Genomic DNA, 25,495 nt, shown 5'->3' on the forward strand with positions numbered 1-25,495 from the left:
CGCGCGGGTCTAGAACAGGAAGTAGCGCTGGGCCATGGGCAACACATCCACCGGCTCGCAGGTGATCAGCTCGCCATCCACGCGGACCTGGTAGTTCTGCGGATCGACTTCCAGCTTGGGGGTGAGCCCGTTGTGGATCATGTCCTTCTTGCGCAGCGAACGGATGCCCTTGACCGCCACCAGGTGCTTGTTGAGCTTGAGCTTCTCGCCGATGCCATCGGCCAGCGCGCTCCGGGACACGAACGTGACCCCGGTGGAGGCACCGGCACGGCCCATGCCGGCGTACATGGGCCGGTAGTGCACCGGCTGCGGCGTGGAAATGGACGCGTTCGGGTCGCCCATCGGGGCCACCGCGATCATGCCGCCAATCAGCACGGCCTTGGGTTTCACCCCGAAGAAGTCGGTCTTCCACAGCGCCAGGTCGGCGCGCTTGCCGACCTCGACCGAGCCCACCTCGTGCGCCAGGCCGTGGGTGATCGCCGGGTTGATCGTGTACTTGGCCACGTAGCGCTTGACCCGGAAGTTGTCATTACGCGCGTTGTCCTCGGGCAGCGGCCCACGCTGCACCTTCATCTTGTGCGCGGTCTGCCAGCAGCGCAGCGTGGTTTCACCGATGCGGCCCATCGCCTGCGAGTCCGAGGACATCATCGAGAACACACCCATGTCGTGCAGGATGTCTTCGGCGGCGATGGTCTCGCGACGGATCCGCGACTCGGCAAATGCCACGTCCTCGGGCACCTGGGAACTGAGGTGATGGCAGACCATCAGCATGTCCAGGTGCTCGTCCACGGTGTTGATCGTGTACGGCCGGGTCGGATTGGTCGACGAGGGCAGGATGTTCTCTTCCCCGGCGGCGGTGATGATGTCCGGCGCATGGCCACCGCCGGCCCCTTCGGTATGGAAGCTGTGGATGGTGCGGCCCTTCATGGCGGCGAAGCTGTCGCGCACGAAGCCGCTCTCGTTGAGCGTATCGGTATGGATGGCGACCTGGATGTCTTCCTCATCGGCCACGGTCAGGCAGTTGTCGATGGTCGCCGGGGTGGTGCCCCAGTCCTCATGCAGCTTCAGCCCGATCACGCCCGCGCGTATCTGTTCGCGCAGCGGCTCGGGTTGGCTCGCATTGCCCTTGCCCAGCAGGCCGATGTTGAGCGGCAGCACGTCGGCGGCCTCCAGCATGCGGTGGATCGCCCAGGGTCCGGGCGTCACCGTGGTGGCCAGGGTTCCCACCGTGGGGCCGGTGCCGCCGCCGACCAGCGTAGTGGTGCCGCTGGCCAGTGCCTCGTCGGCCTGCTGCGGGCAGATGAAGTGGATATGGGTGTCGATGCCGCCGGCGGTGACGATGTTGCCTTCGCCGGCGATGACGTCGGTACCGGGACCGATCACGATGTCCACGCCGGGCTGGATGTCCGGATTGCCGGCCTTGCCGATGCCGGAAATGCGGCCGTCCTTGATTCCGATGTCCGCCTTGATGATGCCCCAGTGGTCGAGAATGATCACGCTGGTGATGACCACGTCGGCCACCTCGCTGGCCAGGCGTTGGCCTTGGCCCATGCCGTCGCGGATGACCTTGCCACCGCCGAAGATGACCTCCTCGCCGTAGATCGTGCGGTCTTCCTCGATCTCGATGATCAGCTCGGTGTCGGCCAGCCGTACACGGTCGCCCCTGGTCGGGCCATAGAGATTCGCATAGGCGTCGCGGGTGATGGTAACCATATGCCTGCCCCTACAGTTTGCCCATGATCAAGCCGTTGAACCCATGGACCTCGCGCGCGCCCGCGAGCGCCACAAGCTCCACCGTGCGGTCCTGGCCCGGCTCGAAACGAACTGCGGTGCCGGCAGGGATGTTCAGGCGGAAGCCGCGGGCCTGGTCGCGGTCGAACAGCAGTGCCGTGTTGGTTTCGAAGAAGTGGTAATGCGAGCCGACCTGGATGGGACGGTCGCCGGAATTGCTCACCTGCAGGCTGCGGCGTTCGCGTCCCTGGTTGAGCTCGATCGATCCTTCTTCGATGAAATACTCTCCGGGAATCATGACGACCACCTCACGGGATTGGATTGTGGACGGTAACGAGCTTGGTGCCGTCCGGGAACGTGGCTTCCACCTGGATGTCGTGGATCATCTCCGCCACGCCCTCCATTACATCGCTGCGGGTCAGCAGCGTGGCGCCATACGACATCAGGTCGGCCACGGTCCTGCCGTCACGTGCGCCCTCCACCACCGCTGCGGAAATCAACGCCACCGCTTCGGGGTAGTTGAGCTTCACGCCCCGCGCTTTGCGTCGTTCGGCGACCAACGCCGAAGTGAACAGCAGCAGCTTGTCTTTCTCACGTGGCAACAGGTCCATGGCTCTGCTCTCGTTGGTTGTCTCAGGTCGCCAAGATACGCGGTGTGACGCCACCCTTGCCGATACCGCCCTCACGCAGCACGTGCCACGCCCTGCGGAACAGCGACTTGGCCTGCGACATGTGGTCGCCCAGGTAACGGCAGACCACCACGCGCTCCAGCGCGCTCACCGAGAACACATGCTGCGCGTCGTCGCCGAGTGTGTCGCGGACACGCGCCGCCGCGTCTTCAATGGACGGTCCGGCGTACACCAGCGTGCCCATGATCGGTTGGCCTGCCAGCACGAAGGGCTGGTCTTTCACCGCCTCCGGCCCTGACACGCAGAAGCGTTCGAACCAGATTGGTTCGCCGTCGCGCACGATCTCCACGCACTGCCGGAACGTCCCTGCGCCGAAACGTTCGCCCGCCGCTGGCCGTCCGAAACTTACGAAGTCCCAGCCGATATACACGGCATCAGCCGCAAGCACGGCCTGTGTCTTCATGGAGGCGGTGGCACCGGCGAACACGATGGTCTCCTGGGGAAGGTATTCACAGACCGCTCCAGCGCCGACCTCGATGCGAACTTGCTGCATGCTGGTCCGTTCTTCGCTGCGGTAGAACTTGGTTGCGCCCGGTGTAGTGAGCACCGTCCGCGCCTGCTCGGCCAGGTGGCACTCGATCGCCAGCTGGTCGCCACCGGCAATGCCACCGGGTGGGTGGAGTATGTACACATGTGCGGATCCGTCGGTTTCTGGATAGAACGCGCGCTGCACAGCCAGTGGCCCAACATGCTGGCGTCGCATGAGGCGGGTCTTGCCTTCCTGGTGCTCGAACCACAGCTCAAGCTTGCCACGCCAATCGTTCGCAGCCATCAAGGACTCCCTGTGACTTGCAGGCCAACGACGCATTCGAATCAACTGCGCTAGAGTAGATTCATTGGACACCCGTCATGTTCAGCCGGAGTGAAAGATGCTTAAGGCCATCGCGGTAGAAGACGGTTCCATCGAATCCGGCTGGTTGCCCCGCGTTTCACTTGGCACGCTGGTGCTGAGTTACGACGAACGGCATGTGCGTCGGCGCGCACTCACACTGCCGAGCGGCCAGAAGATCCTGCTGGACCTGCCTGAGCCGGTGGTGCTCGCTTCCGGCGCGCAGCTGCTGCTGGAAGACGGCACGGTCGTCCACATTCATGCAGCAGAAGAAGCGTTGCTGGAAGTCACCGCCAAGAACCCGCTGCACCTCACTGAACTGGCGTGGCACATCGGCAACCGGCACCTCGCCGCCGCCATCTATCCCGACCGCATCCTGATCGCGCGCGACCACGTCATTACCGCCATGCTGGAAGGTCTGGGCGCGGTGGTGCGCGAAGTCAATGAACCGTTCAGTCCAGTGCGTGGTGCCTACAGCCACCAGCACTCGCATTCGCATTCGCACGGGCATACGTCATGAGCTCACAACATGGTCCCCTGCGTATCGGCATCGGCGGGCCCGTCGGCTCCGGCAAGACCACGCTGACCGAGAAGCTGTGCAAGGCACTGCGTGATCGCTTCTCTATTGCGGTGATCACCAACGACATCTACACCAAGGAAGACGCGATGATCCTTGCGCGTCGGCAGGCATTGTCCGAAGACCGGATCATGGCGGTGGAAACCGGTGGTTGCCCGCACACCGCCATCCGCGAAGATGCCTCGATCAATCTGCAGGCGATTGCCGAGATGAACCGCGCGTTCCCCGATCTGGACGTGGTGTTCATAGAGTCCGGTGGCGACAATCTGGCCGCTACATTCTCACCGGACCTGGCCGACCTTACCCTCTACGTCATTTCGGTCTGCCAGGGAGAGGAAATCCCGCGCAAGGGCGGCCCCGGCATCACCAAGTCGGATTTCCTGGTCATCAACAAGAGCGACCTCGCGCCATACGTGGATGTGGATATCGAGGTGATGCAGCGCGACGCGCTGAAAATGCGCGGCACCCGTCCGTTCGGCTTCACGGACCTTTCCAGAGGAAAAGGGCTGGATGAAATTGTCGACTTCATCATGGAAAACGGCGGGCTCCACGCCTGATGCGGTGACGTCGGGCGATGCGACCGCGTTGCCCGATTCCACGGTCGAGGTGGCGCAGCTGTTCGGCTTCGATAGCGGCATGCGTGTGCCCGCCTATGCGGAAGCAAGCGCGCACGTACCGGAAATCGATCCGGACTACGTGTTCCATCGCGAGACCACGCTGGCCATCCTCGCCGGCTTCGCCCATCGGCGCCGGGTGATGGTCTCCGGTTACCACGGCACCGGCAAGTCCACGCATATCGAACAGGTTGCGGCGCGGCTCAACTGGCCGTGCGTGCGCATCAACCTGGACAGCCACGTCAGCCGCATCGATCTGATCGGCAAGGACGCCATCGTGATCCGGGACGGCAGGCAGGTCACCGAGTTCCGCGATGGCATCCTGCCGTGGGCCTACCAGAACAACGTGGCGCTGGTACTCGACGAGTACGACGCCGGGCGGCCTGACGTCATGTTCGTCATCCAGCGCGTGCTGGAATCGTCCAGCCGGCTCACCCTGCTCGACCAGGCGCGCGTGCTGCTGCCACACCCGGCATTCCGCCTGTTCGCCACCGCCAATACGGTAGGGCTTGGCGACAGTACCGGCCTGTACCACGGCACGCAGCAGATCAACCAGGCGCAGATGGACCGCTGGTCGATCGTGGCTGCGCTCAATTACCTGGCGCAGGACGATGAAGTGGCGATCGTGCTGGCCAAGGCCAGGCACTACCGCAATGACGCTGGGCGCGAGACGGTGGTGCGGATGGTGCAGGTGGCGAATCTGACCCGCGCCGCATTCACCCATGGCGACATCGCCACGGTGATGAGCCCGCGCACGGTCATCACCTGGGCCGAGAACGCGGAGATCTTCGGCGACATCGCGTTTGCGTTCCGGCTCACCTTCCTCAACAAGTGCGACGAACTGGAGCGCGGCATCGTCTCAGAGTTCTATCAGCGCGTCTTCGGCGAGGAGCTGCCGGAGTCGATAGCCAACGTGCAGTTGCCTTTGACATGAAAGCGCAGCGCGGGGCGGAACAGGATGCGGTCCGGCTGGCCCTGGACGCATGCTCACGCGCCCTCGCAGGTGACCGCAGCGTCGAACAGTCCGCTCCGCGAAGCAGCGCCGCGCTGAGCCAACTTGCCGTCACCCGAGGCATCAGCGATGCCCGTGCGCTGCGCCGGGCCCACCATGACGCGCGCATGCATGAGGACATGGCACCGAACAATCCACATGCGCGCGCGGTGTACGACGCATTGGAGAGCGTCCGCATTGAAGCCGTGGGAGCCGTTCGCATGCGCGGCGTAGCGCGAAACCTGGCTGCTGCACTGGAGAACGCGCTGGACGAGCGCGAGGCGGACGCAACGACGGTGCTTGCGCTGATCCTTCGAACGCGGCTGACCAGTGAGCCGTCGCCAGTGACTGGAGCGGCGGCACTCGCGAAGCATGGAGCGTGGGTGCACGACCAGTTCGAAAATATGCTGCAGGAACTTCCATACGTTATGTACGAGCAGTCCAGCTTCGCACGGGTTGTCACCAGGCATCTGGATGCACTGACGGCTGACGTGTTGCTGGAAGCGCACATGCATCGCGCACCATTGAACTACGCGTCCATCAAGGGGGCGGATGAACCTGGCCAGACCGATGCGGTGCGTGAGAAGCAGCATGAGCACTTTGAGGATGCGACCGGATTGGACCAGCCCGCCATCGTAGATGTGCCCTCAACCCTGGACCGGCGGGATGGACAGCCATTGAATCCGGCGCGGCTACGCGCGGCCAGCCGAACGATAGCCGCTGATACCGGCTACCGCGTGTTCACTACCGAGTTCGATCAGATCGCGAACGCGCGGGACCTTCGCACCCCGGAGGAGCTTCAGCGGCTACGCGGTGTACTGAACCGGCATCGCGCCGCGCACCGCGTTACCGTAGGGCGGCTGGCGGCGCGCCTCCAGCGGCATCTGATGGCACGCCAAAAGCGCGATTGGGCATTCGATCTCGAGGAAGGCGAGCTGGACACCGCCCGGCTTGCGCGCATCATCATCGACCCGACGCAGCCGCTGTCGTTCAAGCAGGAGCGCGAGAGCCGCTTCCGCGACACGGCGGTCACCCTGCTGATCGACAACTCCGGCTCCATGCACGGTCGCCCCATCGCCGTGGCTGCGGTCTGTTGCGACATCCTTGCCGCCACGCTGGAGCGCTGCGGTGTCAGCGTTGAGATCCTCGGCTTCACCACAGGGGCGTGGAACGGCGGACAGCCACGGGAGCGGTGGTTGAAGGCGGCTAGGCCGGCCGCACCGGGCCGCCTCAACCAGACCCGCCACATCATCTACAAATCCGCGCGGCAGCCGCTGCGTCGCGCCAGGAGCAGCCTCGGCCTGATGCTCTGCAACGAGCTGCTCAAGGAGAACATCGACGGCGAGGCCCTGCTATGGGCGCACCAGCGCCTCCTTACCCGGCCCGAGCAGCGCAGACTTCTCATCGTCGTATCCGACGGCGCGCCCGCCGATGACGCCACGCTTTCAGCCAACCCACGTGACTTTCTCGAGCGCCACCTGCGGGCGGTGATCGACATGATCGAAAAGCGCTCGCCTGTAGAGCTGGTGGCGATAGGCATGGGCCATGACGTTGGCAGGCACTACGCGAGTGCAGTCACCATCCGCGAGCCGGAGCAACTGGCAGGCGCGCTGACAGATGAGCTTGGCGGGCTGCTCGTGCAACGCGCCGCCCGTCGACATCACTGCGCCGGTGTCGGCGCCACATCCAGCCGCAGCACCAGGTAGCGCATGAAGAACTGCGTGATCGGCCCCACGCACAGTGCGAACACCACCGTTCCCACACCGGCAATGCCGCCCAGGGCGAAGCCCAGCGCCAGCACCACCAGCTCGATGCAGGTGCGGACCCGCTGGATGGACCACCCCGCACGGCGGGCAAAGCCGGTCATCAGGCCGTCGCGCGGGCCGGTGCCCAGCTGGGCGCCGACATACAGCGCAGTGGCGATCGCGCAGACCACTACGCCGGTGAGCAGGTAGAGCCAGCGCAGCCCCAGGGCCTCAGGCGCGTCGAACAACTGCAGGTTGATGTCGGTGAACGGCCCCAGCAACAGGGTGTTGGCCAGCGTGCCCAGCCCCGGCATCTGCCGCAAAGGGATCCAAAGCAGCAGCACCACCAGCGCCACCAGCACCATGATCGTGCCCAACGACAGCGGCAGGTGCCGCGAAGCGCCTTCGTGGAACACCACCCACGGGGAACCGCCGAGCGTGCTGCGCATCAGCAGCGCGTTGGAAATGCCGTACAGATACAGCCCGACCAGCAGCCGTACCAGACGTTCGGGCAGGCGGCCTGCGCGGAGCTGGGCGAGAGGGCCGAGATTGGCCAGTCCAAGCGGAGAGGTATTCAGGTTCATGGGGCCAGTATCCCGACAAGTGGCACTTCCACGTAGAGCCAGTTCAGCCATAGTGGCTCCATGAATCGCACCCTGACTCCCCAGCACCTGGCCACCCTGGTCGGCCAGTTCCCGCGCAAGCCGGCGTATCGAGGGTTGCGCCAGGTCCTGCAGGAACTCATTGGCGACGGTCGCATCCCGCTCGACACCCGCCTGCCGAGTGAGCGCGCGGTCTCCGTGCAGCTCGGGGTGTCCCGCAACACAGTCACGCGTGCCTACGCCGACCTGGTGGCTGCCGGTTTCGCCAGCACCCGCCACGGCGCCGGCACGTTCGCCGCGGTGCCTGCCGAACGCCGCCGCGCGCACGACCACGCACTGCGTTCGGTCGCCAATCCGCACGACCCGCAAGGCAGCATCGACCTCACCTGCGCATCCACCACGGCCATACCTGGCATAGGCGCTGCGTATGAGCGCGCCATGGAGCGATTGCCCGGATACCTGGGCAGCGATGGCTACCGTCCCACCGGCCTGCCCGCGTTGCGTGCCCTGATCGCGCAGCAGTTCGCCCAACGCGGGCTGCCCACCGATCCCGGCCAGATCATGGTGTGCTCAGGCGCCCTCGCCGCTACCGCCGTCGTAGCTCGGGCGCTGTCGCGTCCCGGCGACCGGGTGATGATCGAATCGCCGGTGTACCCCAACGTCATCGAAGCGCTTCGGCTGGGCGGCGCGCGGCTGGTGGCCTCTCCCATGGGCGACGCGCTGGGCGAAGAAGGCTGGGACCTGGACGGCGTCGCCGCCACCCTGACCCAGACCCGGCCGCACCTGGCATACCTCATTCCCGACTTCCAGAATCCCACCGGCTTCCTGATGCGCGACGACCAGCGCGCACGCTATGCTGCCGAACTGCAGGCCACACGCACCGTCCCCATCGTCGACGAATCGTTGCAGGCGCTATCGCTCACCGACACGCCAATGCCGCTGCCGTTCGCCGCGCATGCCCCGGAGACGATCACCCTGGGCAGCGTGTCCAAGTTGTACTGGAGCGGTCTGCGCGTGGGCTGGATCCGCGCGCCGCAGGGAATGATGGACGCGCTCATCAAGGCACGGCTGCAGTTGGACCTGGGCACCGCCCTGTTCGACCAGCTGGTGGTGACCGAACTGCTGCAGGACGACGCGTTGCTGGCCGCCCGCCGCACCCAGCTGCGCGAGCGCCGCGACGCGCTGGCCAACGCCATCATCGAATACCTGCCGGAATGGCGCTTCCGTCTCCCGCAGGGCGGCATGACGCTGTGGCTGCAGCTGCCGGCGGGCACCAGCGCAACCCAGTTCGCGACCCGAATGGACGCCGCCGGCGTCCACATCCCGCCCGGCCCGATGTTCAGCGTGGAAGGTGGTGGCGACCACTGGCTGCGCATTCCCTTCGTGCGGCCCGAGGCGGATCTGATCGAAGCCGTGCGGCGTACCGCTGAGGTCTGGTCGAGCGCGCCGTTACGCCCATCCGCGCGCAGGCAGGGTGCGCAGGTCGTGATTCTCTGATTGGTTCATCGCGTTCAACACGCCGTTTCCCGTCCACTGTCTACCGTGCGTCCCCCCGTCTGCCTATCGTGTTCCGACCCCCACGTTCCGGAAACACCATGCAGACCCTCCATGGCAAAACCGCCCTGATCACCGGCGGCAGCAGCGGCATTGGACTGGCGACCGCGAAGCTCTTCGCAGCGCAGGGCGCCCACGTCATCATCACCGGGCGGCGAAAAGATGTCGTTGACGCTGCAGTGGCCTCCATCGGCAGTGCGGCCACCGGCCTCCTTGGAGACGTCGCGGACATCGCCCACCATGACGCAGTGGCGGCCGAGCTGAAGCAACGCTTTGGCGGCCTGGACATCTACATGGCCAACGCGGGCTTGAACACCATCAACGACTCGGCCCAGGTCAGCCCGGACGAATTCGATGCCCAATTCAGTGCAAACGCGCGCGGCGTGTTCTTCGGCGTGCAGAACATCGCGCCGATCATGCGCGACGGCGGCGCCATCATCATCACCAGCTCGATCGCCAGCCAGAAGGTGCTGGACGGCCACGCCGTGTATGCAGGTTCCAAGGCCGCCATCGAAGCCTTCGCACGCAGCTGGATGGTCGAGTTCCGCGCACGCCGCATCCGCGTCAACGTGCTCAGCCCCGGTCCGGTCAACACCCCGATCCTGGACAAGCTCGGCATCCCGCCGGAACAGCGCGGCGACTTCGAGCAGCAGGTGGCAAGCGCCATCCCATTGGGCCGGCTGGGAGAGCCGGAAGAGCTCGCCAGCGCCGCGTTGTTCCTGGCCTCGGATGCGGGCAGCTTCGTCAACGGCGTGGTGCTGCGCGTAGATGGCGGGATGTCTGTGCTGTAGATCAGAAACCTCTGATACACCGTGGCGAAGGTTCCGACTAGCATTCTTGCATGACGATTCAATCAGAACCCGCCGAGCCATTCCGCGACAAGGTACGGCGCCTGCGTCGCAATTTGACCTCTCGCGGTGAGCATCTCAGCTTTACGGCACCACCGATCTATCGGCTCGCATGGCTGCTGGGTTGGAACTGGAAGCCTCCACTCTTCAACAGCTTTCTGGCCAACGCTGTAATCATGGGCACCGCGTTCGCACCGTGTCCGCTCATGCTGGGATTCCTGCCGGGCTTCACGCCACGAACCGGGTTGGAGCTGACATGGTCAACGCTGCTTGGCATGACCATTTTCGGGCTTATCATGGCTTGCAAGGTAGCGATTCAACAAAGGCGATTGAAGCTGCCGAACTGGGACACGTATTAGGCGATGGAAGAGCGAGGCCGAAAGCTTTGCTCACATAATCCGCCAGCGGACAAGATTCCCCTTTCCAATGCCTTCGGCCAAGATCGGCCGATCCAGACAGAGGGCAACGGGAATGAATGCATGGATCTACCTGGCGGTGGCGATCCTCAGTGAGGTCATCGCCACCAGCGCATTGAAGGCCAGCGAGGGCTTCTCCAAGGTGGGACCTTCCATTCTGGTCGTGTTCTTCTACGGCGTTTCCTTCTACTGCCTGTCGCAGACCCTCAAGAGCGTTCCAGTCGGGGTGGCCTACGCCATCTGGTCCGGTGTCGGGATCGTGTTCATCACGCTGGTGGCGTGGGTCCTGCATGGCCAGAAGATCGACCTGTGGGGCGTGATCGGCATGGCGATGATCACCGGCGGGGTGGTGGTCATGAATACGCTCTCCAAGACGTCGGGCCACTGACGAGGAAGATGTATGGTTCAGGGAAAAGCCGTTGAGCTGCGCCAGCCCACCGGACACACTGGCTTCCAGACCACCTACTGACGTATCGGAATCTGCATGTTGAGGCGGCCCCGCGTTCTACTGGTTGAAGACCAGCTGGACCTGCGCGATCTGATAGGTAATGCACTGGCGGACCACGGCGTTGACGTCGTCCTGGCAGAGGACGGCCGCTGCGCCGAGGAACTGATCAGGCTCCACGGCGATTTCGATGTCGTCTTCAGTGACATTGAGATGCCGAACGGTGTATCGGGAATCGAACTGGCCGAAACCGTGGCACGTTACCTGCCCCAGGCCCAGGTGATCCTGGCCTCGGGTTACGCCCGGAGCCAGCTGCCGCCGCTGCCGGAGGGCGTCACCTTCCTGTCCAAGCCCTATCGTCTCAAGCAACTCATGGCGCTGTTCAATGCTGTCACGCGCGCTGAGGGTGGACGCAACGCTCCAGGAACCGACCCGTTCGTTTCGACACCGGATAGCGCATGAAAGAGCCCGTCGATGTGTTCACTGCCCTTCGCGATCTCCTGCTCCCCCATCGGCAGCGGTTGCTCGTTGTCCACGATGAAGACGGCCACTTCTACGCCAACTGCCAGAACGCAGATGCCAAGGGCAAGGCACAGTTCTTTGGTGCAGTGAAGACGTCAGGTCGCAAACACGTGCTCCACTTCATGCCCATCTATGACTTTCCGGAGTTGCTGGACACCATCAGCCCAGCGCTGAAGAAGCGCATGCAGGGGAAATCCTGCTTCAACTTCGACGCCCATGATCCAGCGCTTATGCAGGAGCTGCAGGCGCTGATCGAGCAGGGCGTTGCGCGCTACCACGAGGCCGGAAAGCTCTGACCCAGGGATCGATCCTCAGGCCGCCATCCCGCCGGCGTTGTCCCGCAGTTCCTGCCGATAGGTCCGGCTGCACGGCAAGGTGGTGCCATCGCGCAGGTGCACGCGTGCATCGCCGGTTTCCAGTGGCTCGATCGAGGCCACGTGTGGCAGGGCGACCATGTAGCTGCGGTGGATGCGCACGAAGCGCTGCGGGTCCAGCCGCGTTTCCACGCCGGCCAGAGTGCTGCGCAGCGGGTAGTCATGCCCGCGCACGCGCAGGTTCACGTAGTTGCCGGCCGCCTGCACCCACTCGATGTCGCTGGCGGCGATGAGGAACTCCCGGCCGAGCTTGCGCACCAGGAAGCGTTCCGGCCGATCTACCGGCTCCAGCGGGGGGCCCTGGTCCGGCGCGCTCAACAGGCTCACCTCGCCCTGCCAACGTCGCATCACGAACCTGTAGCCCTCCATCACCAGCACGATGGAGATGAAGCTGCGCACGTCCTTGAGGTACTCGTAGGCCAGCTCGCGCGGCCATGGGCCGAAGTCGTACTCCTGGCCGACCGCGCGGTACGCCAGCATCCGCAGCGCCACCATGGCAGTTACGTGTACCAGGCACACCGCCATGCTCACCGGGATGTACTGGATCAGGCGCCGACGCCAGTTGTCCCACAGCAGCGGGAAGCGGCGGGTGTACCAGGCCAGGAACGGGATCAGCACCAGCAGCCAGACCACCGCGCTGCTGGCCTCCCACACCACCGGCTTCCAGGTCTCGAAACCGGCATTGAGCCGGCGCAGGTCGATCACCGTGGTGATGCTGTTGCCCAGCACGTTGGTCCCCACCAGAAACACCCAGAAGCCCCACTCCACCCAGCGTCGCCAGGGGAGATACCGTTCGTAGGGCATGGGATCGGGATGGGTCATCGGGAAAGTGTAGGCCGCAGGCCGGTGGCACACCATTCCGGTTCGTCCCTGTGGGCCCACGGCTCGTCCCCCAGCCCTTGCGGGACGGCCCTTCGCGCTGGCGGCGCCGGGCGACTGGGCCCAGCGTTGGGCTACCTACCCACTGGAGAGCACCCATGCAACGCCGATACGACCTGGACTGGGTGCGCGTGTGCGCCTTTGGCGTGCTGGTCCTGTACCACGTGGGCATGTACTACGTGACCTGGGACTGGCATGTAAAAAGCCCGAATGCCAGCCACGCGCTGGAGCCCTTCATGGTGCTGACTGCGCCGTGGCGGCTGTCGCTGCTGTTCCTCGTCTCCGGCGCAGCGACCGCCTTCATGTTCGGAAAGATCGACGCCAGGGCGGGGGCTGGCGGCAGCCGACTGCGCCTGCTGGGGAGCCGCTCGTGGTTCCTGCTGGTGCCGCTGGTGTTCGGCATGGTCGTGGTGGTGACGCCGCAGTCCTACTACGAGGTGGTCGAGCAGCTGCCGGGTGGGTACCACCACGGTTACCTGACTTTCTGGGGCCAGTACCTTTCCGGCTACGAGGGCTTCTGCGACGCGGACGGCTGCCTGCGCGTACCCACGTGGAACCACCTGTGGTTCGTTGCCTACCTGTGGGTGTACACGGTGGTGATCTGGCTGCTGTGGAGCCTGGCGCCCGGTGCGCTGCGGGCGACTGGAACGGGAATGGAACGCATGCTTTCCGGGTACGGCGCGCTGATCTGGCCTGCCGTACTGTTGGCGGTGCTGCGGGTAACGCTTTCTGCCCGCTTCGAATCGACCCATGCACTGGTGGGCGACTGGTACAACCACGCGCAATACGGGGCAGTGTTCCTGCTGGGCTTCCTGCTGGCGAGGGCGGAGGCGTTCTGGAACGCCCTGGCCCGCTTGCGTTGGACCGCGCTGATCCTGTGGCTCGCCAGCTGGGCAGGACTGATCGCCTACTTCGTCACCTACTACGCCGAAAGTGAGCCGCTGCCGGCACTGCGCATGCTGATGCGGGCGGTGTGGGGCGTGAATCAATGGTGCGCGATCGTCGCGGTGCTGGGCTTTGCCCGGCATTGGAACCCCAGTGACAACCGCGCGCTGCGCTATCTCGTCCCAGCGGTGTTCCCGGTCTACATCCTGCACCAGACCATCATCGTGGTGGCCGCGCACAATCTGAAGCCGCTGGGTCTTGCGCCGCTGGTGGAGGGACCGTTGCTGGTGGTGGTGACGTTTGCACTGGCGTTCTTCCTCTACGAAGTCATCAGACGGATGACATGGGTGCGTCCGTTGTTTGGTCTGAAGATGCGTAGGCCCAGTGCGGCGACCCCGCTGCCATCGTCGCGGGTCAAGGTGTCGCCAACAACGGCGGCATCACCTCCACCAGCCAGTCGATGAAGACCCGCAGTCGATGGGTCACGTGTCGGTTGTTGGGGTACACCGCATGGAACGGATACGGCGCTGGCCGCCAAGGCTGCAGCACCTCCACCAGTGCCTTGCTGCGCAGCGCCGGGCCTGCCGCGTAGCTGAAGGTCTGCACCAGTCCCATGCCGGCAACGGCTGCCGCCAGATGCGCGTTGCTTTCATTGATGCCGAGGCGGTGCTCTGCCTTGATCTCGAACGGGCCCTGCTCGCCCCGGAAGCGGAACGGCACCGCGCGCCCGTTCGAGGGCAGCAGATAGCTCACCAGCCGGTGCCCGTTACGCAGCTCATCCGGATAGGCCGGTACCCCATGTGCCTTGAGGTAGCTTGGGCTGGCGCAGGTGATCAGGTGCGCATTGCCGAGGTGGCGGGCCACCAGTGACGAGTCGTCCAGCGCGCCGCCGCGGATTACGCAGTCCACGTTCTCGCTGATCAGGTTGACCGTGCGATCAGAGACGCCCAACTCGATACGGATGTCCGGGTAACGCGCCATGAAGTCGGGCAGTGCCGGGATCAGCAGGTCGCGTGCGGTGGAACCGCCAATGTCCACGCGCAGTAACCCGCGCGGCGCGCCACGGGCGGCACTGAAGGAGGCGTCGACGTCCTCCAGGTCGCGCAGCAGGCGACCCGCCTTCTCGTAGTACGCCTGGCCTTCGGCGGTAACAGACACCCGCCGGGTGGTCCGCTGCAGCAGGCGCACGCCAAGGTGGCCTTCAAGCTCGCGCACGAGCTTGCTCAGGGTGGTCACCGGCATATCCAGCGAGTCTGCGGCCCGGGTGAAGCTGCCGGCTTCGACGACACGCGCGAAGGCGCGGATGGCGATGAGTTGGTTCATGGCATTGGATTATGCACCTGCGTGCATAGTCAATGTAATTCGGCAGTATTTATCGGACTATCGCCCGCGCCCATGATTCCTCCACCCCGCTGCCACCTTCCGGCAGCCCCAACGGAGAACATCATGAGCACTACCCTCAATGGCAAGGTCGCACTGGTCACCGGCGGCACCACCGGCATTGGCCTGGCTACCGCCCGGCACCTGGCTGCGCTGGGCGCCAAGGTCTTCATCACCGGCCGCCGCCAAGCTGAGCTGGATGCGGCAGTCGCCGCGATCGGTCCCGCGGCAACCGGCATCCGCGCCGATGCATCACGGCCCACCGACCTCGATGCGGTCTATGCGCAGATCGCCAGGCAGGCCGGCAAGCTGCACATCCTGTTCGCCAACGCCGGTGGTGGCGACATGCTGCCGCTGGGCGCCATCACTGAAGAACACTTCGACCGCATCTTTGCCACCAACGTACGCGGCGTGCTGTTCACTGTGCAGAAGGCGCTGCCGCTGCTGGTAGACGGCGCTTCGGTCATCCTCACCGGGTCCACGGTGTCCATCCAGGGCACCGCCAACTTCAGCGTGTACAGCGCAAGCAAGGCCGCCGTGCGTAACTTCGCCCGCTCCTGGGCACTGGACCTGAAGGACCGCCATATCCGGGTCAACGTGGTCAGCCCCGGCCCGATCCGCACGCCGGGGCTGGGTGATCTGGTGCCGGACGAAGCGCGGCAGGGATTGTTCGATCACCTGGCGGCGCAGGTGCCACTGGGTCGGCTGGGCGAGGCGCAGGAAGTGGCCAATGCCGTTGCCTTCCTGGCATCGGATGAAGCGAGCTTCGTCAACGGCATCGAGTTCTTCGTGGATGGCGGCATGGCGCAGGTCTGAGCCTCCGGCCGTGCTAGCCTGCGCGGCTGCGCCCAACCACTCGCTTGCCCATGCCCTCGTCCCAAGCCCGCCTCGCCACCCGGGACACCGGATCCGCCTTCCGCACCCTCTGGCCGCTGTTGGCGGTCATGGTCTTCTTCCTCGGCAGCGGGTTCCTGGCCGGCAAGAACATCCAGACCATCCGGAAGGGCAGCGCCCTGGTTATCCGCTCCCAGGAGACGATGAACGCCATGGGCGACGTCCTCTCCGCGGTGCAGGACGCCGAAACCGGCCAGCGTGGTTACCTGTTGACCGGTGACGAGAGTTATCTCGAGCCCTACCGGACCGCGCTGGCCGTTGCCAGCACCCGGCTGGAGGCGATGGAAAGCGCGCTCTCAGACGATCCCGCGCAGCGTGACCGGCTCAAACTGCTGGCGCGCCGCGTCCAGGACAAGATGGACGAGCTGCGTGAAACCATCGACCTGCGCCGCAGCCAGGGGTTCGAGGCGGCGTTGGCCGTGGTCAACTCCAACAGCGGCAAGGCGGCCATGGATGACATCCGTGCGCGGCTGGCCTCCATGCGCGCGATCGAACTCGACAAGCGGGCTGAGCGCCTGGCGGAAATGGAGTCCGCCTACAACACGGCGCTGAGCTCGGGCACGGCCAGCGCGGTGCTGGGAACGGTACTGACCATCTTCATCGCCTTCCTGCTGCGCCGACACACCCGCGCCCGCGAACGCGACGCCTGGCTGCAGCGCGGCCGGCTGGAGCTGGCCACCGCGACCGGTGGCGACCTGGACAGCGGTACGCTGGCGCGCACCAGCCTGGGCTTCCTCGCCCGGTTCACCGGCGCCGAGGCCGGCATGCTGTTCGTGCCGGAGGGCACCGGCTTCAGGCAGATCGGTGCGGTCGGCACCGCCTCGCCGGCCAATGCGCCCGAAGGCGGCGAGCTGCGCGGCACCGGCAGCCTGCTCGGCCGCGCCGTGGACGAAAAGCGCGTGATCGTGGTTTCGGACGTGCCGCCGGGCTACTTCACGGTGGGTTCGGGCCTTGGCCAGGCCCAGCCGCGCCATCTGGTGATCGCCCCCAGCCTCCACGAAGGCGAAGTGAGCGGCGTCATCGAGCTGGGCTTCTTCGGTGCGGTGCCGGCCGAGGTGGTCGAACTGCTTGAGCGCGCCTCCGGAGACATGGCCGTTGCCCTGCGCTCCGCCGCGTACCGCGCCAGGCTCTCCGAGCTGCTGGCGAAGACCCAGCGGCAGTCCGAAACGCTGCAGGTGCAGAGCGAGGAACTGCGCGTTTCGAACGAAGAACTTGAAGAACAGAGCCGCGCGCTGCGTGCGTCCCAGCACGAGCTGGAAGAACAGCAGGCCGAGCTGGAGCAGACCAACAACCAGCTGTTCGACCAGTCGCAGCAGCTGGAAGACGAGCGCGACAAACTGGCCCGCGCCAATGCGGCGATCGTGGCCGAATCCAACAACGTACAGCGCGCCAGCCAGTACAAGTCCGAGTTCCTGGCCAACATGTCGCACGAGCTGCGCACGCCGCTGAACTCCGCGCTGATTCTGTCCAAGCTGTTGGGCGACAACCGCGAAGGCAACCTCAGCGCGGAACAGGTGAAGTTCGCGCGCACCATCCACGCCTCCGGTACCGACCTGCTCAACCTGATCAACGAGATCCTGGACCTGTCCAAGATCGAGGCAGGCCACATCGAAGTGCACGCCGAGCGCTTCGGGGTGGAGAAGCTGCTGACTGACATCTCGGCCCTGCTGGGTCCGGTTGCCAACGAGAAGGGACTGACGTTCGATGTCTCGGCGACAGCTGACTGCCCGGCAGTCATCGAGTCGGATCGCCAGCGCATCGAACAGATCCTCAAGAACCTGCTCTCGAACGCGTTGAAGTTCACCGACGTCGGCGGAGTCAGCGTGGTCGCCTCTGCAACGCATGATGGCAAGGTGGCGTTCGCGGTGACTGACAGCGGCATCGGCATTGAACCCGAACAGCAGTCGCGCATCTTCGAAGCCTTCCAGCAGGCCGACGGCTCCATCAGTCGGCGCTACGGCGGTACCGGCCTTGGACTGTCGATCTCGCAGGAACTTGCGCGACTGCTTGGCGGCGACATCAGCGTGCAAAGCGAACCCGGCAAAGGCAGCTGCTTCCGCCTTGTGGTGGCGGCCCGGTTGGCCAGTACGGAGCGCCCGGCGGCATCTGCAGCGGTATCCGTGCCTGCCGCAATGGCCCCCGTCCGCCCGGCCAAGGCGCAGGATACGCGTAGCCCGGCGCCCAGCAGCAACGGTCGTGGCCTGATCCTGATCATCGAAGATGACATCGCCTTCGGCGAGATCGTGAGCGACCTGGCACAGGAAATGGGCTTCCGGGCGCAGGTGGCACGCACCGCGAGCGAGGCGCTCGCGGCAGCCCGCAGCGAGCTTCCGCACGCCATCGTGCTGGACATCGGCCTGCCCGACCAGTCCGGTCTCTCGGTGCTCGACGTGCTCAAGCACGACATGCGGACCCGCCACATTCCCATCCACGTCGTCTCTGCAATGGACCATTCGCACAAGGCGTTGTCGCTGGGTGCGGTGGGGTACCTGGGCAAGCCGGCCACCCGCGAAGAGCTCGCCGGCGTGCTCGACTCGCTGGAGCGCCGTCTGTCGCAGCGCCCGCGTCGGGTGCTGGTGGTGGAGGATGACGCCGTGCAGCTGGATGCCGTGCGCGAACTGCTGGCGGTAGCGGATGTCGAAACCATCGGCGCGCGCTCCGCATCGGAGTGCCTGCAGGCGCTGGAACAGCACAGCTTCGACTGCATGGTGCTCGACCTCACTCTGCCCGACGCCTCCGGCTTCGAGCTGCTCGAGCTGCTCGCCGAGAAGAGCGTGCACGCACTACCGCCGGTGATCGTCTACACCGGTCGCGTACTCTCGCAAGCCGAAGAGATGCGCCTGGGCCGCTACTCCAGTTCCATCATCATCAAGGGTGCGCGCTCACCCGAGCGCCTGCTCGATGAGGTCACCCTGTTCCTGCACAAGGTAGTCAGCGACCTGCCGGAATCGCAGCAGGGCATGATCCGCACCGCGCAGCATCGCGACACCGCGCTGGAAGGGCGCCGCGTGCTGATCGTCGAAGACGACGTGCGCAACATCTACGCGCTGATGAACGTGCTGGAGCCGCATGGCTGCAAGGTCACCATCGCGCGCAACGGCCAGGAGGCCATCGACACGCTGAACAACGCTGTCGAAGGCCCCGCCCCCATCGAGCTGGTGCTGATGGACATCATGATGCCGGTCAAGGACGGCCTGACCGCCACCCGCGAGATCCGCCAGGACGGGCGCTTCAGCAAGCTGCCGATCATCGCCCTCACCGCCAAGGCGATGCCCGACGACCAGCAGCAGTGCATCCAGGCCGGTGCCAGTGACTACGAGGCCAAGCCGTTGGACGTGGACAAGCTGGTTTCGCTTATCCGGGTGTGGCTGATGGCGTGAGCTTCGCTGCCCGGGATTGCCAATGGCTCAGGAGCGCAGCGCCAGCTCCGAGTCCTTGATGTCTGCGATTGGCCCAAGGATCGACGGGTCGAACTGGCGAAGCGGCTCCCCGTTCTGGATTCGGCGGGGCAGGTCTGGATTGGCGAGGGCGCCGCGCCCCAACGCAACAATGTCTGTCCCCTGCTCAAGCAGTTGTTCGGCGCGCGACAGGTCATGGAGGCTGCCGTTGGCGATCAGGGGTACCCCCGGCGCATAGCGGCGAGCCAGCGCCGCCAGTGACTCGGTCTCCCCGGCAAACGCGGGTTTCCACGCTTCAAACTCCGTTACATGCAGGAAGTCCACGCCGGCATCGGCCAAACTGCCAAAGATGACTTCTGCATCCTGCTCGCCGCCCTCCCACTTGTGCAGGAAGTCGTTGACCTTGCCTTGCGAGATACGTATGCCCACCGGTGCCCGGCCTGCCACCCTTGCCTTCACTGCAGCGAGTACTTCCACCAACAGCGCCACCCGGTTGTGGATGGAGCCGCCCCAGCGGTCGCGCCGGGTATTGGTATGCAGGGTCAGGAACTGGTCCAGAAGGTAGCCGTTGGCGCCGTGGATCTCCACGCCATCAAAGCCGGCAGTGCCCACCGCGCGTTCGGCCGCGTCAACGAAACCCTGGATGGCGTCCTGGATCTGGGCGTCGGTCATCTGCGCCGGCAAGGGATATGCACCGTGTCCGTAGTAGAAGGACATCTGCTGGCCTTTGGGCTGCACTGCTGCAGCGCCAACGGTATCGTCGCGGAAAGCGTTGCCTTGGGACAACGCACCGGCATGCATGATCTGGGCGAACGTCATCGCGCCATGGTTGCGCATCGCGGCGGTCAGCGGAGCCCATGCCTGCGCCTGTGCTTCGCTGGCCAGGCCGGGCTGATTGAGATATCCCTGCGAATGGGCCTGATCGCTGTACAGCCCTTCGGTGATGACCAGGCCGAACCCGCCGGCCGCGAAGCCGGCGTAGTAGTCGCCCATGGTGGAGGTGGGCAGGCCGTCTGCGGTCGCAGTGACCCGCGTCATCGGCGCCACAGCGAGCCGGTTGCGGAGTACCGCACCGGAAATATCGAACGGCGTTAGAATCGTGGGGCGTGAAGTCAACATCGGAAGCAGCCTCTTTATGGGGAATTGGCCACGTGAGCTGGCCTCATGAAGCCATGCTATCGGCTTGAATCCTCAGTCCCAGTCCCGTAAAAGAGATGCCGTCATATCTTTCCGGGATATAAACCGTGCAGATCTCCGATGTGCGTATCTTCTTGGCCGTGGTCGCAGCCAAGGGACTCGCCGCTGCATCAAGACAGCTGGATCTCGCGCCCATGCAGGTCACGCGACGGGTCGCCGCGCTTGAGGACGAACTGGGCGTCAGGCTGCTGCACCGGACAACCCGGTCGGTGTCGCTGACAGCGGAGGGGGAAGCCTTCCTGTCCTATGCCACCGCGATGCAGGAGGCCGAAGACAGTGCCAAGCGCGAGCTCGGGCGATCGCCCACGCAGGTCACCGGCCACTTGAAGGTTTCCGCACCCACCGTGTTCGGGCAGGCCGTGATCGTGCCGCTGCTGGGCCCCCTGCTTCGTGAACATCCGGAACTGCGCATCGAACTGGACCTGTCGGACCGCGTGCTCGACATCGTGGCGCAGGGATTCGACCTGGCGATCCGTATTGCAACGCTGCGCGACTCGGAGCTGGTGGCGCGGCGCATGGCCGACAATCCGCGCGTGCTCTGTGCCTCGCCGGGGTATCTGGGCATGCGTGGCACGCCCCGGATCCTCTCAGACCTGGAACGCCACGACTGCATCCAGCTCAGTCCCGTCTCGCACTGGCCCTTCATCGTCGCTGGAAGCGTTACCCGCAAGCGGCTGCATGGGCGCGTCGCCACCAATAGTGTTGAAGCTGCGCGCAGCGCTGCACTTCAAGGGCTGGGCATTGCAATGCTGACCTACTGGGACGTGCACCAACAGCTGCTGGACGGCACGCTGGTTGAAATCATTCTGGACGATGCCGGAACCGAAGCCCTCGCTGTATGGGCGGTCATGCCAACCCGGCGCTTCGTGCCCGCCCGGGTCAATGTATTTCTGGATGCGTTGGCGCAGGCAATGAAACGGACAGCGCCGTAACCGATTCACCCACTGGCGCAATCACTCAAGCCGTACGTTCACGCCCTGAAGCGCCGGTGCTCAGCCCGTTCTGTCTGCCGGATGATGGACCCCATCCTCAACTGGCACGTCCGGAATGGCGAACGGGTTGATACCTTCCAGACAACCTACGTTGAAGCCGTACTGCTCCGGGTTTGAACGGCGCTGGTGGTGCGTGTAGATCCCACAGATACCACAGAAGTAGTGCTTGGCCGCGTGGGTGTTGAACTGGTAAAGCTTCAGGTGTTCCGCCCCCTTTACAACGCGCAGCCCGGCCAGGGGCACGGACGCCACCACAGCGCCCTTGCGCCGGCAGATGGAGCAGTCGCATCGGCGCGGGCTCACGATGCCATCGGGTAGGTCAAGCTCAAGCTCTACCGCGCCGCAATGGCAGGTCGCGCGGTGTTTTGGCTGGATGGGGACGCCGCCTACTTCCTTCAGCATGTGTCGGATCTCCGTGAGTTCGCCAGAAATCTACCAGAGGCGGTCCAGCCAGTCTCGCGCGACTTCAGGGCCCGTCCAACCCCGGGAGTGACTGAGGCTGAGGTGATCGTGGTGCGGGCACACTGTCCCGAATCTCCACTCCCATGACCTCGCCAATCACATGGAAGGCACCGAACTTCGAGCTCCAGGCGACGAAGACGATCACGCCAATGAGAAGAACGAACAACACGGAAGAGAACAAACTCTGTGCGACACCCAGCCAGAAGTTTGGACGAAATGATCTGACCAACCGGTTCAGCTCCTGATCGCTGCGCTCTTGAACTTCGTCAACTTCCCGGGCAAGCACAGTGCGAACAAAGTCCCGCGCCAGAGAATCGGCCTTGGCGCGGTACATCGCAATGGATGCAGGACTATTGGAAGCAATGTGGAACGCGCGCAGTTCTGCATCGTGCGGAGCGCGATCATGCTCGGCACTGAATGCCTGCATGAACTCGATCTTCTGCTGTTTGTAGAAGGAGTACGCGACGATGCCGAGAAGGTCGTCGGGATGTTCTACGAGGGTGCTGTAGATGTAGTTGAAGCCATCCACTTTCCCCGAAGTGCTCATCAGGCGTTCCTGAGCTTCCGGGACGCGCTGATGAAGGCGGCCTTCAGTTCTTCATGTGAAATGAACCTGACAACCACGCCCCTTGGAGCAAGAAACTCCGGATGCCCCCGGCTTGCAATCATCTTGCTGTTCGCAGCCCTCACCGTCTGGGTGCTGATGTAATCGCGCTTGGTTCTGCTGGGCTTGTCCATGGGGGCATGCTACCAAACGTTATCTTTCTGCATGATCAGTCAAAAGCGCCAAGCGATGTAGGGCTTGGCTGAGACTGGGATGGTCAAGCTATGCCGAGCGTCAATTGCGACACTCGCATAAACCGCTTCCGATGCAGGACTCGTATCAGTTGCGGCGTATGAACACCTGGGCAAGCTGATAACCCCTCAGCTGGCCGCACCCAAACGCCCTTCCGTGGCTCGCCGCGACGCACGCAGGTAGCGGCAGTACTTCCCGATGAATATCCCGGTGAACCCACCGGACAGCAGCAGATAACCAGCACTGAACGTGACATTCGCGCTCAGCGACGGTGACACCGCCAGTGCAGACTCGAAACCATACTTCACTGCGAATGTGATCAGCAGCAGCGGCAGCAACGTGAAGTCCGCGCTGCGCCACAGCTTGCCCGTGGCCGGGTTCAGGGTCAGCGTGGCGCGACGCAGCAGCATCCAGCCAATGCCCATGCCTGCAACGATGCCAACCAGCCATTCACCCCAGGCGACCCAGGAAGCACCGTAGCGCTGGCTGATCGACCACAGGCCCCAGACGGTGAACAGCGCGGGCACGATCGCCAGCTTGGCCAGCGAGGTTTCCCCGGGCTTCATGGCGGCGATGCCACGGGTCAGCAGGAAGATGAGAAGCGCCCAGACCCAGATCGGGGTATGCGACGCAAACTGCTGCAGCATGTTCATGGGACGTCCTTGGCTTGGATGGGGCGCCGGTACAGCGCCTCGGTGTAGGCAGATTCTCCCGTTGGGCTACCCCGGGGCCAAGTGACAGCTGTCAACCATCGCGGCGTACACCCGGAGGTAGAGCCGGGCTCTGCCCGGCTGTCAGAGTTCCGTCCGGAAGTGGAACGAACTCACCGTAAGCCCCTCCCGGAAATAAAATCGGTGCGCCAACGCGCGCTGCACCCCGGAGTCCAGATGGAGCTGCACGCATCCCCTGGCCCGCGCCTCGGCCTTGAGCCAGTCCAACAGAGCACGCCCATGGCCGCGCGAGCGCTGACGCGTGTCGGTACTCAGGTCATCCACGTACATCAGCGACCCACCGGTATAGAGCATCTCGAAGATCCGGAAACCTCCCACGGCGCGCACCTCGCCCTCCTCGAACACCCCCGCCTGACGGTAGCCGCCTTCCATCATGCGCCGAACCGTGGCGAGGTAGTCTTCGGCCGCAATGTCCGGGCGAAGCTGCCGCATGACATCGCGGGCGGCAAGAATCTCGTCATCGGAGCGCAGTTCGGCAACGTTCATGGCAGATCGCCTCGTGTTGAAACAGCGGTGTACGTCGGACGTCGAAGAGACCGTCAGGAGACAACCACTGATGGCCGCCGCCAGTCTACCGCTGCATACGGCCGGGTTTCATGTGCCCTTCTGCGCCCCGCCGCTTACAGGTATTTCAACCACGCGATATCACGCCGGGCAGCCTTGAAGCGGGAGAACCAGGCGGTCGGGATGTACAGCGGAATGATCAGCGCCACGTACCAGGCCAACACCCAGCCGTAGTTCCCGACGCCGAACACGCTCCCCTGGTTGGGCCCCCAGAGGGCGAGGGCACCGTGGTAGAGCAGGCGCAGCACGCTGAGGTGGAGCAGGTAGAAGAACATCGGGGCGCCGCCGAACACCGCCAGCGCCGCCGAAATCCGGCCTTCGCGCAGCAGCTCGAAGGCGGCCAGCAGCAACGCACCCACGCCCAGCGTGAGCAGCAGGAACAGCAGCGAAGGTGGGTACTTGGTCAGCGCCAGGAAGCTCATCACCGTGCGCATCGGGTCGCCTTCCACCACGAACCAGGGCGTATCGCCGTAACCGTTCCACAGGCGCACCAGGAAGAACGTCAGCAGCATGGCCGTGCCCAGCCAGATCAGCCGACGCCGACGCGCAGGAGCGGCGACACCCGGCGAGAACCACGGGCCAATGGCAAAGCCGAGCACGATCACGCCGATCCACGGCAACACCGGGTAGGTGGTCTTGGCGACAAATCCAAAGGGAAGTTCGATGACGTCACGCTGGTGCAGCATCGCCCACGGCGCGAACAGCGGATGACCCGGTTCCAGCCGGATGCCGTCAAGCAGGTTGTGCCCGCACACGATCAGCAGGCCACCGGCCAGCAGCAGCCGGCGCGGCATTCCGATGAGCAGCGCCAGCACGATCATGCACACGCCGATGCACCAGATGACCTGCAGCCAGAAGGTGGGCGCGGCAATGCCCCAGTACAGCTCGGACAGGAAGAACACTTCAAGCGCCATCAGCACCAGCCCGCGCTTGACCAGGTACATGCGGGTCTCTGCCAGCGTGTGCTTCGTACTGAACAGGTAGGCAGAAATGCCCGTGAGCGCCACGAAGATGGGTGCACACAGACTCACCGCCAGGCGCGCCCAGTACATCGCCGGCAGCGCCGTGGTGGCATCGATGGGATCGGCCACCGGTACATGCAGGAACCAAGTCTCGCGCAGGTGGTCGAGCAGCATCAGGACCATGACGAAGCCACGCAGCGCGTCGATGCTTTGCAGGCGACCCGCACCCGGCTTGGGGCCGAGGGGTGCATTCATCCCCATCGGCATGGCAGTCGGGGTACCGGTCATCTGTTCTCCTTCGCGGGGAAAATGGACCGGAATGTTATAATATTCCAATTACAGAGACAAACCTTGAGCGGCTTGCCCCGCTGCACCAACCCGGACGTGCGCCAGGCAACCTGCCCGGCGCACGTTGACC

Annotated in this window: 28 protein-coding genes; 14 read left to right on the top strand and 14 right to left on the bottom strand. The window is 64.7% G+C overall.

Annotation, left to right across the window (positions count from 1 at the left end; translation table 11 throughout):
- Window positions 1-9 precede the first annotated feature (9 nt).
- The 4 genes from ureC to PDM28_RS00225 are packed head-to-tail and all read right to left on the bottom strand — an operon-like array spanning window position 10 to window position 3,192.
- On the bottom strand, window positions 10-1,713 hold the full coding sequence (gene ureC / locus PDM28_RS00210; protein ID WP_311183305.1) for an urease subunit alpha: 1,704 nt from the start codon (window positions 1,711-1,713) through the stop codon (window positions 10-12).
- A gap of 10 nt (window positions 1,714-1,723) precedes the next feature.
- Complete coding sequence (locus tag PDM28_RS00215; protein WP_102946981.1) at window positions 1,724-2,029, bottom strand: urease subunit beta; 306 nt, start codon at window positions 2,027-2,029, stop codon at window positions 1,724-1,726.
- A gap of 10 nt (window positions 2,030-2,039) precedes the next feature.
- Window positions 2,040-2,342: an urease subunit gamma gene (gene ureA / locus PDM28_RS00220; RefSeq protein WP_311183307.1), complete on the bottom strand. Its 303-nt coding sequence runs from the start codon at window positions 2,340-2,342 to the stop codon at window positions 2,040-2,042.
- A gap of 22 nt (window positions 2,343-2,364) precedes the next feature.
- The gene (locus PDM28_RS00225) at window positions 2,365-3,192 is read right to left on the bottom strand and encodes an urease accessory protein UreD (protein ID WP_311183309.1); all 828 of its coding nucleotides are present in this window, start codon (window positions 3,190-3,192) and stop codon (window positions 2,365-2,367) included.
- A gap of 97 nt (window positions 3,193-3,289) precedes the next feature.
- Between PDM28_RS00225 and PDM28_RS00230 the strand changes: the two genes are divergently transcribed.
- Genes PDM28_RS00230 through PDM28_RS00245 form a run of 4 tightly spaced genes read left to right on the top strand, consistent with a single transcriptional unit; the run spans window position 3,290 to window position 7,137 of the window.
- Window positions 3,290-3,769, top strand: a complete 480-nt coding sequence (locus tag PDM28_RS00230) for an urease accessory protein UreE (protein ID WP_311183310.1) — start codon at window positions 3,290-3,292, stop codon at window positions 3,767-3,769.
- Window positions 3,766-4,383, top strand: a complete 618-nt coding sequence (gene ureG / locus PDM28_RS00235) for an urease accessory protein UreG (RefSeq protein ID WP_311183311.1) — start codon at window positions 3,766-3,768, stop codon at window positions 4,381-4,383. The genes PDM28_RS00230 and ureG overlap by 4 nt, the downstream gene beginning before the upstream one ends.
- Window positions 4,337-5,374: a cobaltochelatase subunit CobS gene (gene cobS, locus PDM28_RS00240; RefSeq protein WP_311183312.1), complete on the top strand. Its 1,038-nt coding sequence runs from the start codon at window positions 4,337-4,339 to the stop codon at window positions 5,372-5,374. The genes ureG and cobS overlap by 47 nt, the downstream gene beginning before the upstream one ends.
- Window positions 5,371-7,137 carry a cobaltochelatase CobT-related protein gene (locus PDM28_RS00245; RefSeq protein WP_311183313.1) on the top strand — a complete coding sequence of 589 codons (1,767 nt, stop codon included), beginning with the start codon at window positions 5,371-5,373 and terminating at the stop codon, window positions 7,135-7,137. Before cobS ends, PDM28_RS00245 begins: the two co-directional genes overlap by 4 nt.
- On the opposite strand, the gene yczE is transcribed toward PDM28_RS00245, so the two are convergent.
- Window positions 7,092-7,760, bottom strand: a complete 669-nt coding sequence (gene yczE / locus PDM28_RS00250) for a membrane protein YczE (protein ID WP_311183314.1) — start codon at window positions 7,758-7,760, stop codon at window positions 7,092-7,094. The two genes, PDM28_RS00245 and yczE, sit on opposite strands and share 46 nt — an antisense overlap.
- A gap of 60 nt (window positions 7,761-7,820) precedes the next feature.
- On the opposite strand from yczE, the gene yczR reads away from it, so the two are divergent.
- The 6 genes from yczR (at window position 7,821) to PDM28_RS00280 (ending at window position 11,859) form a co-directional block, all read left to right on the top strand.
- Entirely contained in the window at window positions 7,821-9,275 is a 1,455-nt protein-coding gene (yczR, locus tag PDM28_RS00255) for a MocR-like transcription factor YczR (protein WP_311183316.1), read from the top strand.
- 98 nt (window positions 9,276-9,373) lie between these two features.
- Window positions 9,374-10,123: an SDR family NAD(P)-dependent oxidoreductase gene (locus tag PDM28_RS00260; RefSeq protein WP_311183317.1), complete on the top strand. Its 750-nt coding sequence runs from the start codon at window positions 9,374-9,376 to the stop codon at window positions 10,121-10,123.
- A 50-nt stretch (window positions 10,124-10,173) separates the two neighbouring features.
- A complete protein-coding gene (locus tag PDM28_RS00265) occupies window positions 10,174-10,539 on the top strand; it encodes a DUF6404 family protein (RefSeq protein WP_311183318.1) in 366 nt (121 codons plus the stop codon).
- A 67-nt stretch (window positions 10,540-10,606) separates the two neighbouring features.
- Window positions 10,607-10,984 (top strand): DMT family transporter, encoded by a 378-nt coding sequence (locus PDM28_RS00270; RefSeq protein WP_343236714.1) that lies wholly within the window; start codon window positions 10,607-10,609, stop codon window positions 10,982-10,984.
- Window positions 10,985-11,080: 96 nt separating this feature from the next.
- Window positions 11,081-11,503 (top strand): response regulator, encoded by a 423-nt coding sequence (locus PDM28_RS00275; RefSeq protein WP_311183320.1) that lies wholly within the window; start codon window positions 11,081-11,083, stop codon window positions 11,501-11,503.
- Window positions 11,500-11,859, top strand: coding sequence for a hypothetical protein (locus PDM28_RS00280; protein WP_311183321.1), 360 nt, complete (start codon window positions 11,500-11,502; stop codon window positions 11,857-11,859). The genes PDM28_RS00275 and PDM28_RS00280 overlap by 4 nt, the downstream gene beginning before the upstream one ends.
- A 15-nt stretch (window positions 11,860-11,874) precedes the next feature.
- Here PDM28_RS00280 and PDM28_RS00285 read toward each other — a convergent pair whose 3' ends face one another.
- Entirely contained in the window at window positions 11,875-12,759 is an 885-nt protein-coding gene (locus PDM28_RS00285; protein WP_311183322.1) for a LytTR family DNA-binding domain-containing protein, read from the bottom strand.
- 155 nt (window positions 12,760-12,914) lie between these two features.
- Here PDM28_RS00285 and PDM28_RS00290 point away from each other — a divergent pair, with 155 nt between their 5' ends.
- Window positions 12,915-14,165 carry an acyltransferase family protein gene (locus tag PDM28_RS00290; protein WP_311183323.1) on the top strand — a complete coding sequence of 417 codons (1,251 nt, stop codon included), beginning with the start codon at window positions 12,915-12,917 and terminating at the stop codon, window positions 14,163-14,165.
- On the opposite strand, the gene PDM28_RS00295 is transcribed toward PDM28_RS00290, so the two are convergent.
- Window positions 14,116-15,024 carry a LysR family transcriptional regulator gene (locus PDM28_RS00295; protein ID WP_311183324.1) on the bottom strand — a complete coding sequence of 303 codons (909 nt, stop codon included), beginning with the start codon at window positions 15,022-15,024 and terminating at the stop codon, window positions 14,116-14,118. The genes PDM28_RS00290 and PDM28_RS00295 overlap by 50 nt on opposite strands.
- Window positions 15,025-15,147: 123 nt before the next feature.
- Here PDM28_RS00295 and PDM28_RS00300 point away from each other — a divergent pair, with 123 nt between their 5' ends.
- Together PDM28_RS00300 and PDM28_RS00305 are read left to right on the top strand one after the other, a co-directional pair.
- Window positions 15,148-15,897, top strand: a complete 750-nt coding sequence (locus PDM28_RS00300) for an SDR family NAD(P)-dependent oxidoreductase (protein WP_311183325.1) — start codon at window positions 15,148-15,150, stop codon at window positions 15,895-15,897.
- A gap of 50 nt (window positions 15,898-15,947) precedes the next feature.
- Window positions 15,948-19,355, top strand: a complete 3,408-nt coding sequence (locus PDM28_RS00305) for a response regulator (RefSeq protein WP_311183327.1) — start codon at window positions 15,948-15,950, stop codon at window positions 19,353-19,355.
- Between the two features lie 27 nt (window positions 19,356-19,382).
- Here the strand turns inward: PDM28_RS00305 and PDM28_RS00310 are convergent, their stop codons facing one another.
- The gene (locus PDM28_RS00310) at window positions 19,383-20,492 is read right to left on the bottom strand and encodes an NADH:flavin oxidoreductase (protein ID WP_311183328.1); all 1,110 of its coding nucleotides are present in this window, start codon (window positions 20,490-20,492) and stop codon (window positions 19,383-19,385) included.
- Between the two features lie 125 nt (window positions 20,493-20,617).
- On the opposite strand from PDM28_RS00310, the gene PDM28_RS00315 reads away from it, so the two are divergent.
- Window positions 20,618-21,502 carry a LysR family transcriptional regulator gene (locus PDM28_RS00315; RefSeq protein ID WP_311183329.1) on the top strand — a complete coding sequence of 295 codons (885 nt, stop codon included), beginning with the start codon at window positions 20,618-20,620 and terminating at the stop codon, window positions 21,500-21,502.
- 60 nt (window positions 21,503-21,562) lie between these two features.
- Here the strand turns inward: PDM28_RS00315 and PDM28_RS00320 are convergent, their stop codons facing one another.
- The 6 genes from PDM28_RS00320 to PDM28_RS00345 form a co-directional block, all read right to left on the bottom strand.
- Window positions 21,563-21,964 (bottom strand): GFA family protein, encoded by a 402-nt coding sequence (locus tag PDM28_RS00320; RefSeq protein WP_311183330.1) that lies wholly within the window; start codon window positions 21,962-21,964, stop codon window positions 21,563-21,565.
- 64 nt (window positions 21,965-22,028) lie between these two features.
- On the bottom strand, window positions 22,029-22,571 hold the full coding sequence (locus PDM28_RS00325) for a hypothetical protein (RefSeq protein WP_311183331.1): 543 nt from the start codon (window positions 22,569-22,571) through the stop codon (window positions 22,029-22,031).
- A complete protein-coding gene (locus PDM28_RS00330) occupies window positions 22,571-22,762 on the bottom strand; it encodes a hypothetical protein (RefSeq protein WP_311183332.1) in 192 nt (63 codons plus the stop codon). Before PDM28_RS00330 ends, PDM28_RS00325 begins: the two co-directional genes overlap by 1 nt.
- Window positions 22,763-22,948: 186 nt before the next feature.
- Entirely contained in the window at window positions 22,949-23,473 is a 525-nt protein-coding gene (locus PDM28_RS00335; RefSeq protein ID WP_311183333.1) for a DUF6622 family protein, read from the bottom strand.
- 141 nt (window positions 23,474-23,614) lie between these two features.
- Window positions 23,615-24,037 (bottom strand): GNAT family N-acetyltransferase, encoded by a 423-nt coding sequence (locus PDM28_RS00340; protein WP_311183334.1) that lies wholly within the window; start codon window positions 24,035-24,037, stop codon window positions 23,615-23,617.
- A gap of 134 nt (window positions 24,038-24,171) precedes the next feature.
- Window positions 24,172-25,365 (bottom strand): acetyltransferase domain-containing protein, encoded by a 1,194-nt coding sequence (locus tag PDM28_RS00345; protein WP_311183335.1) that lies wholly within the window; start codon window positions 25,363-25,365, stop codon window positions 24,172-24,174.
- Between the last annotated feature and the right edge of the window lie 130 nt (window positions 25,366-25,495).

Source organism: Stenotrophomonas aracearum (assembly GCF_031834615.1).
GTDB classification, from domain to species: Bacteria; Pseudomonadota; Gammaproteobacteria; order Xanthomonadales; family Xanthomonadaceae; genus Stenotrophomonas; species Stenotrophomonas aracearum.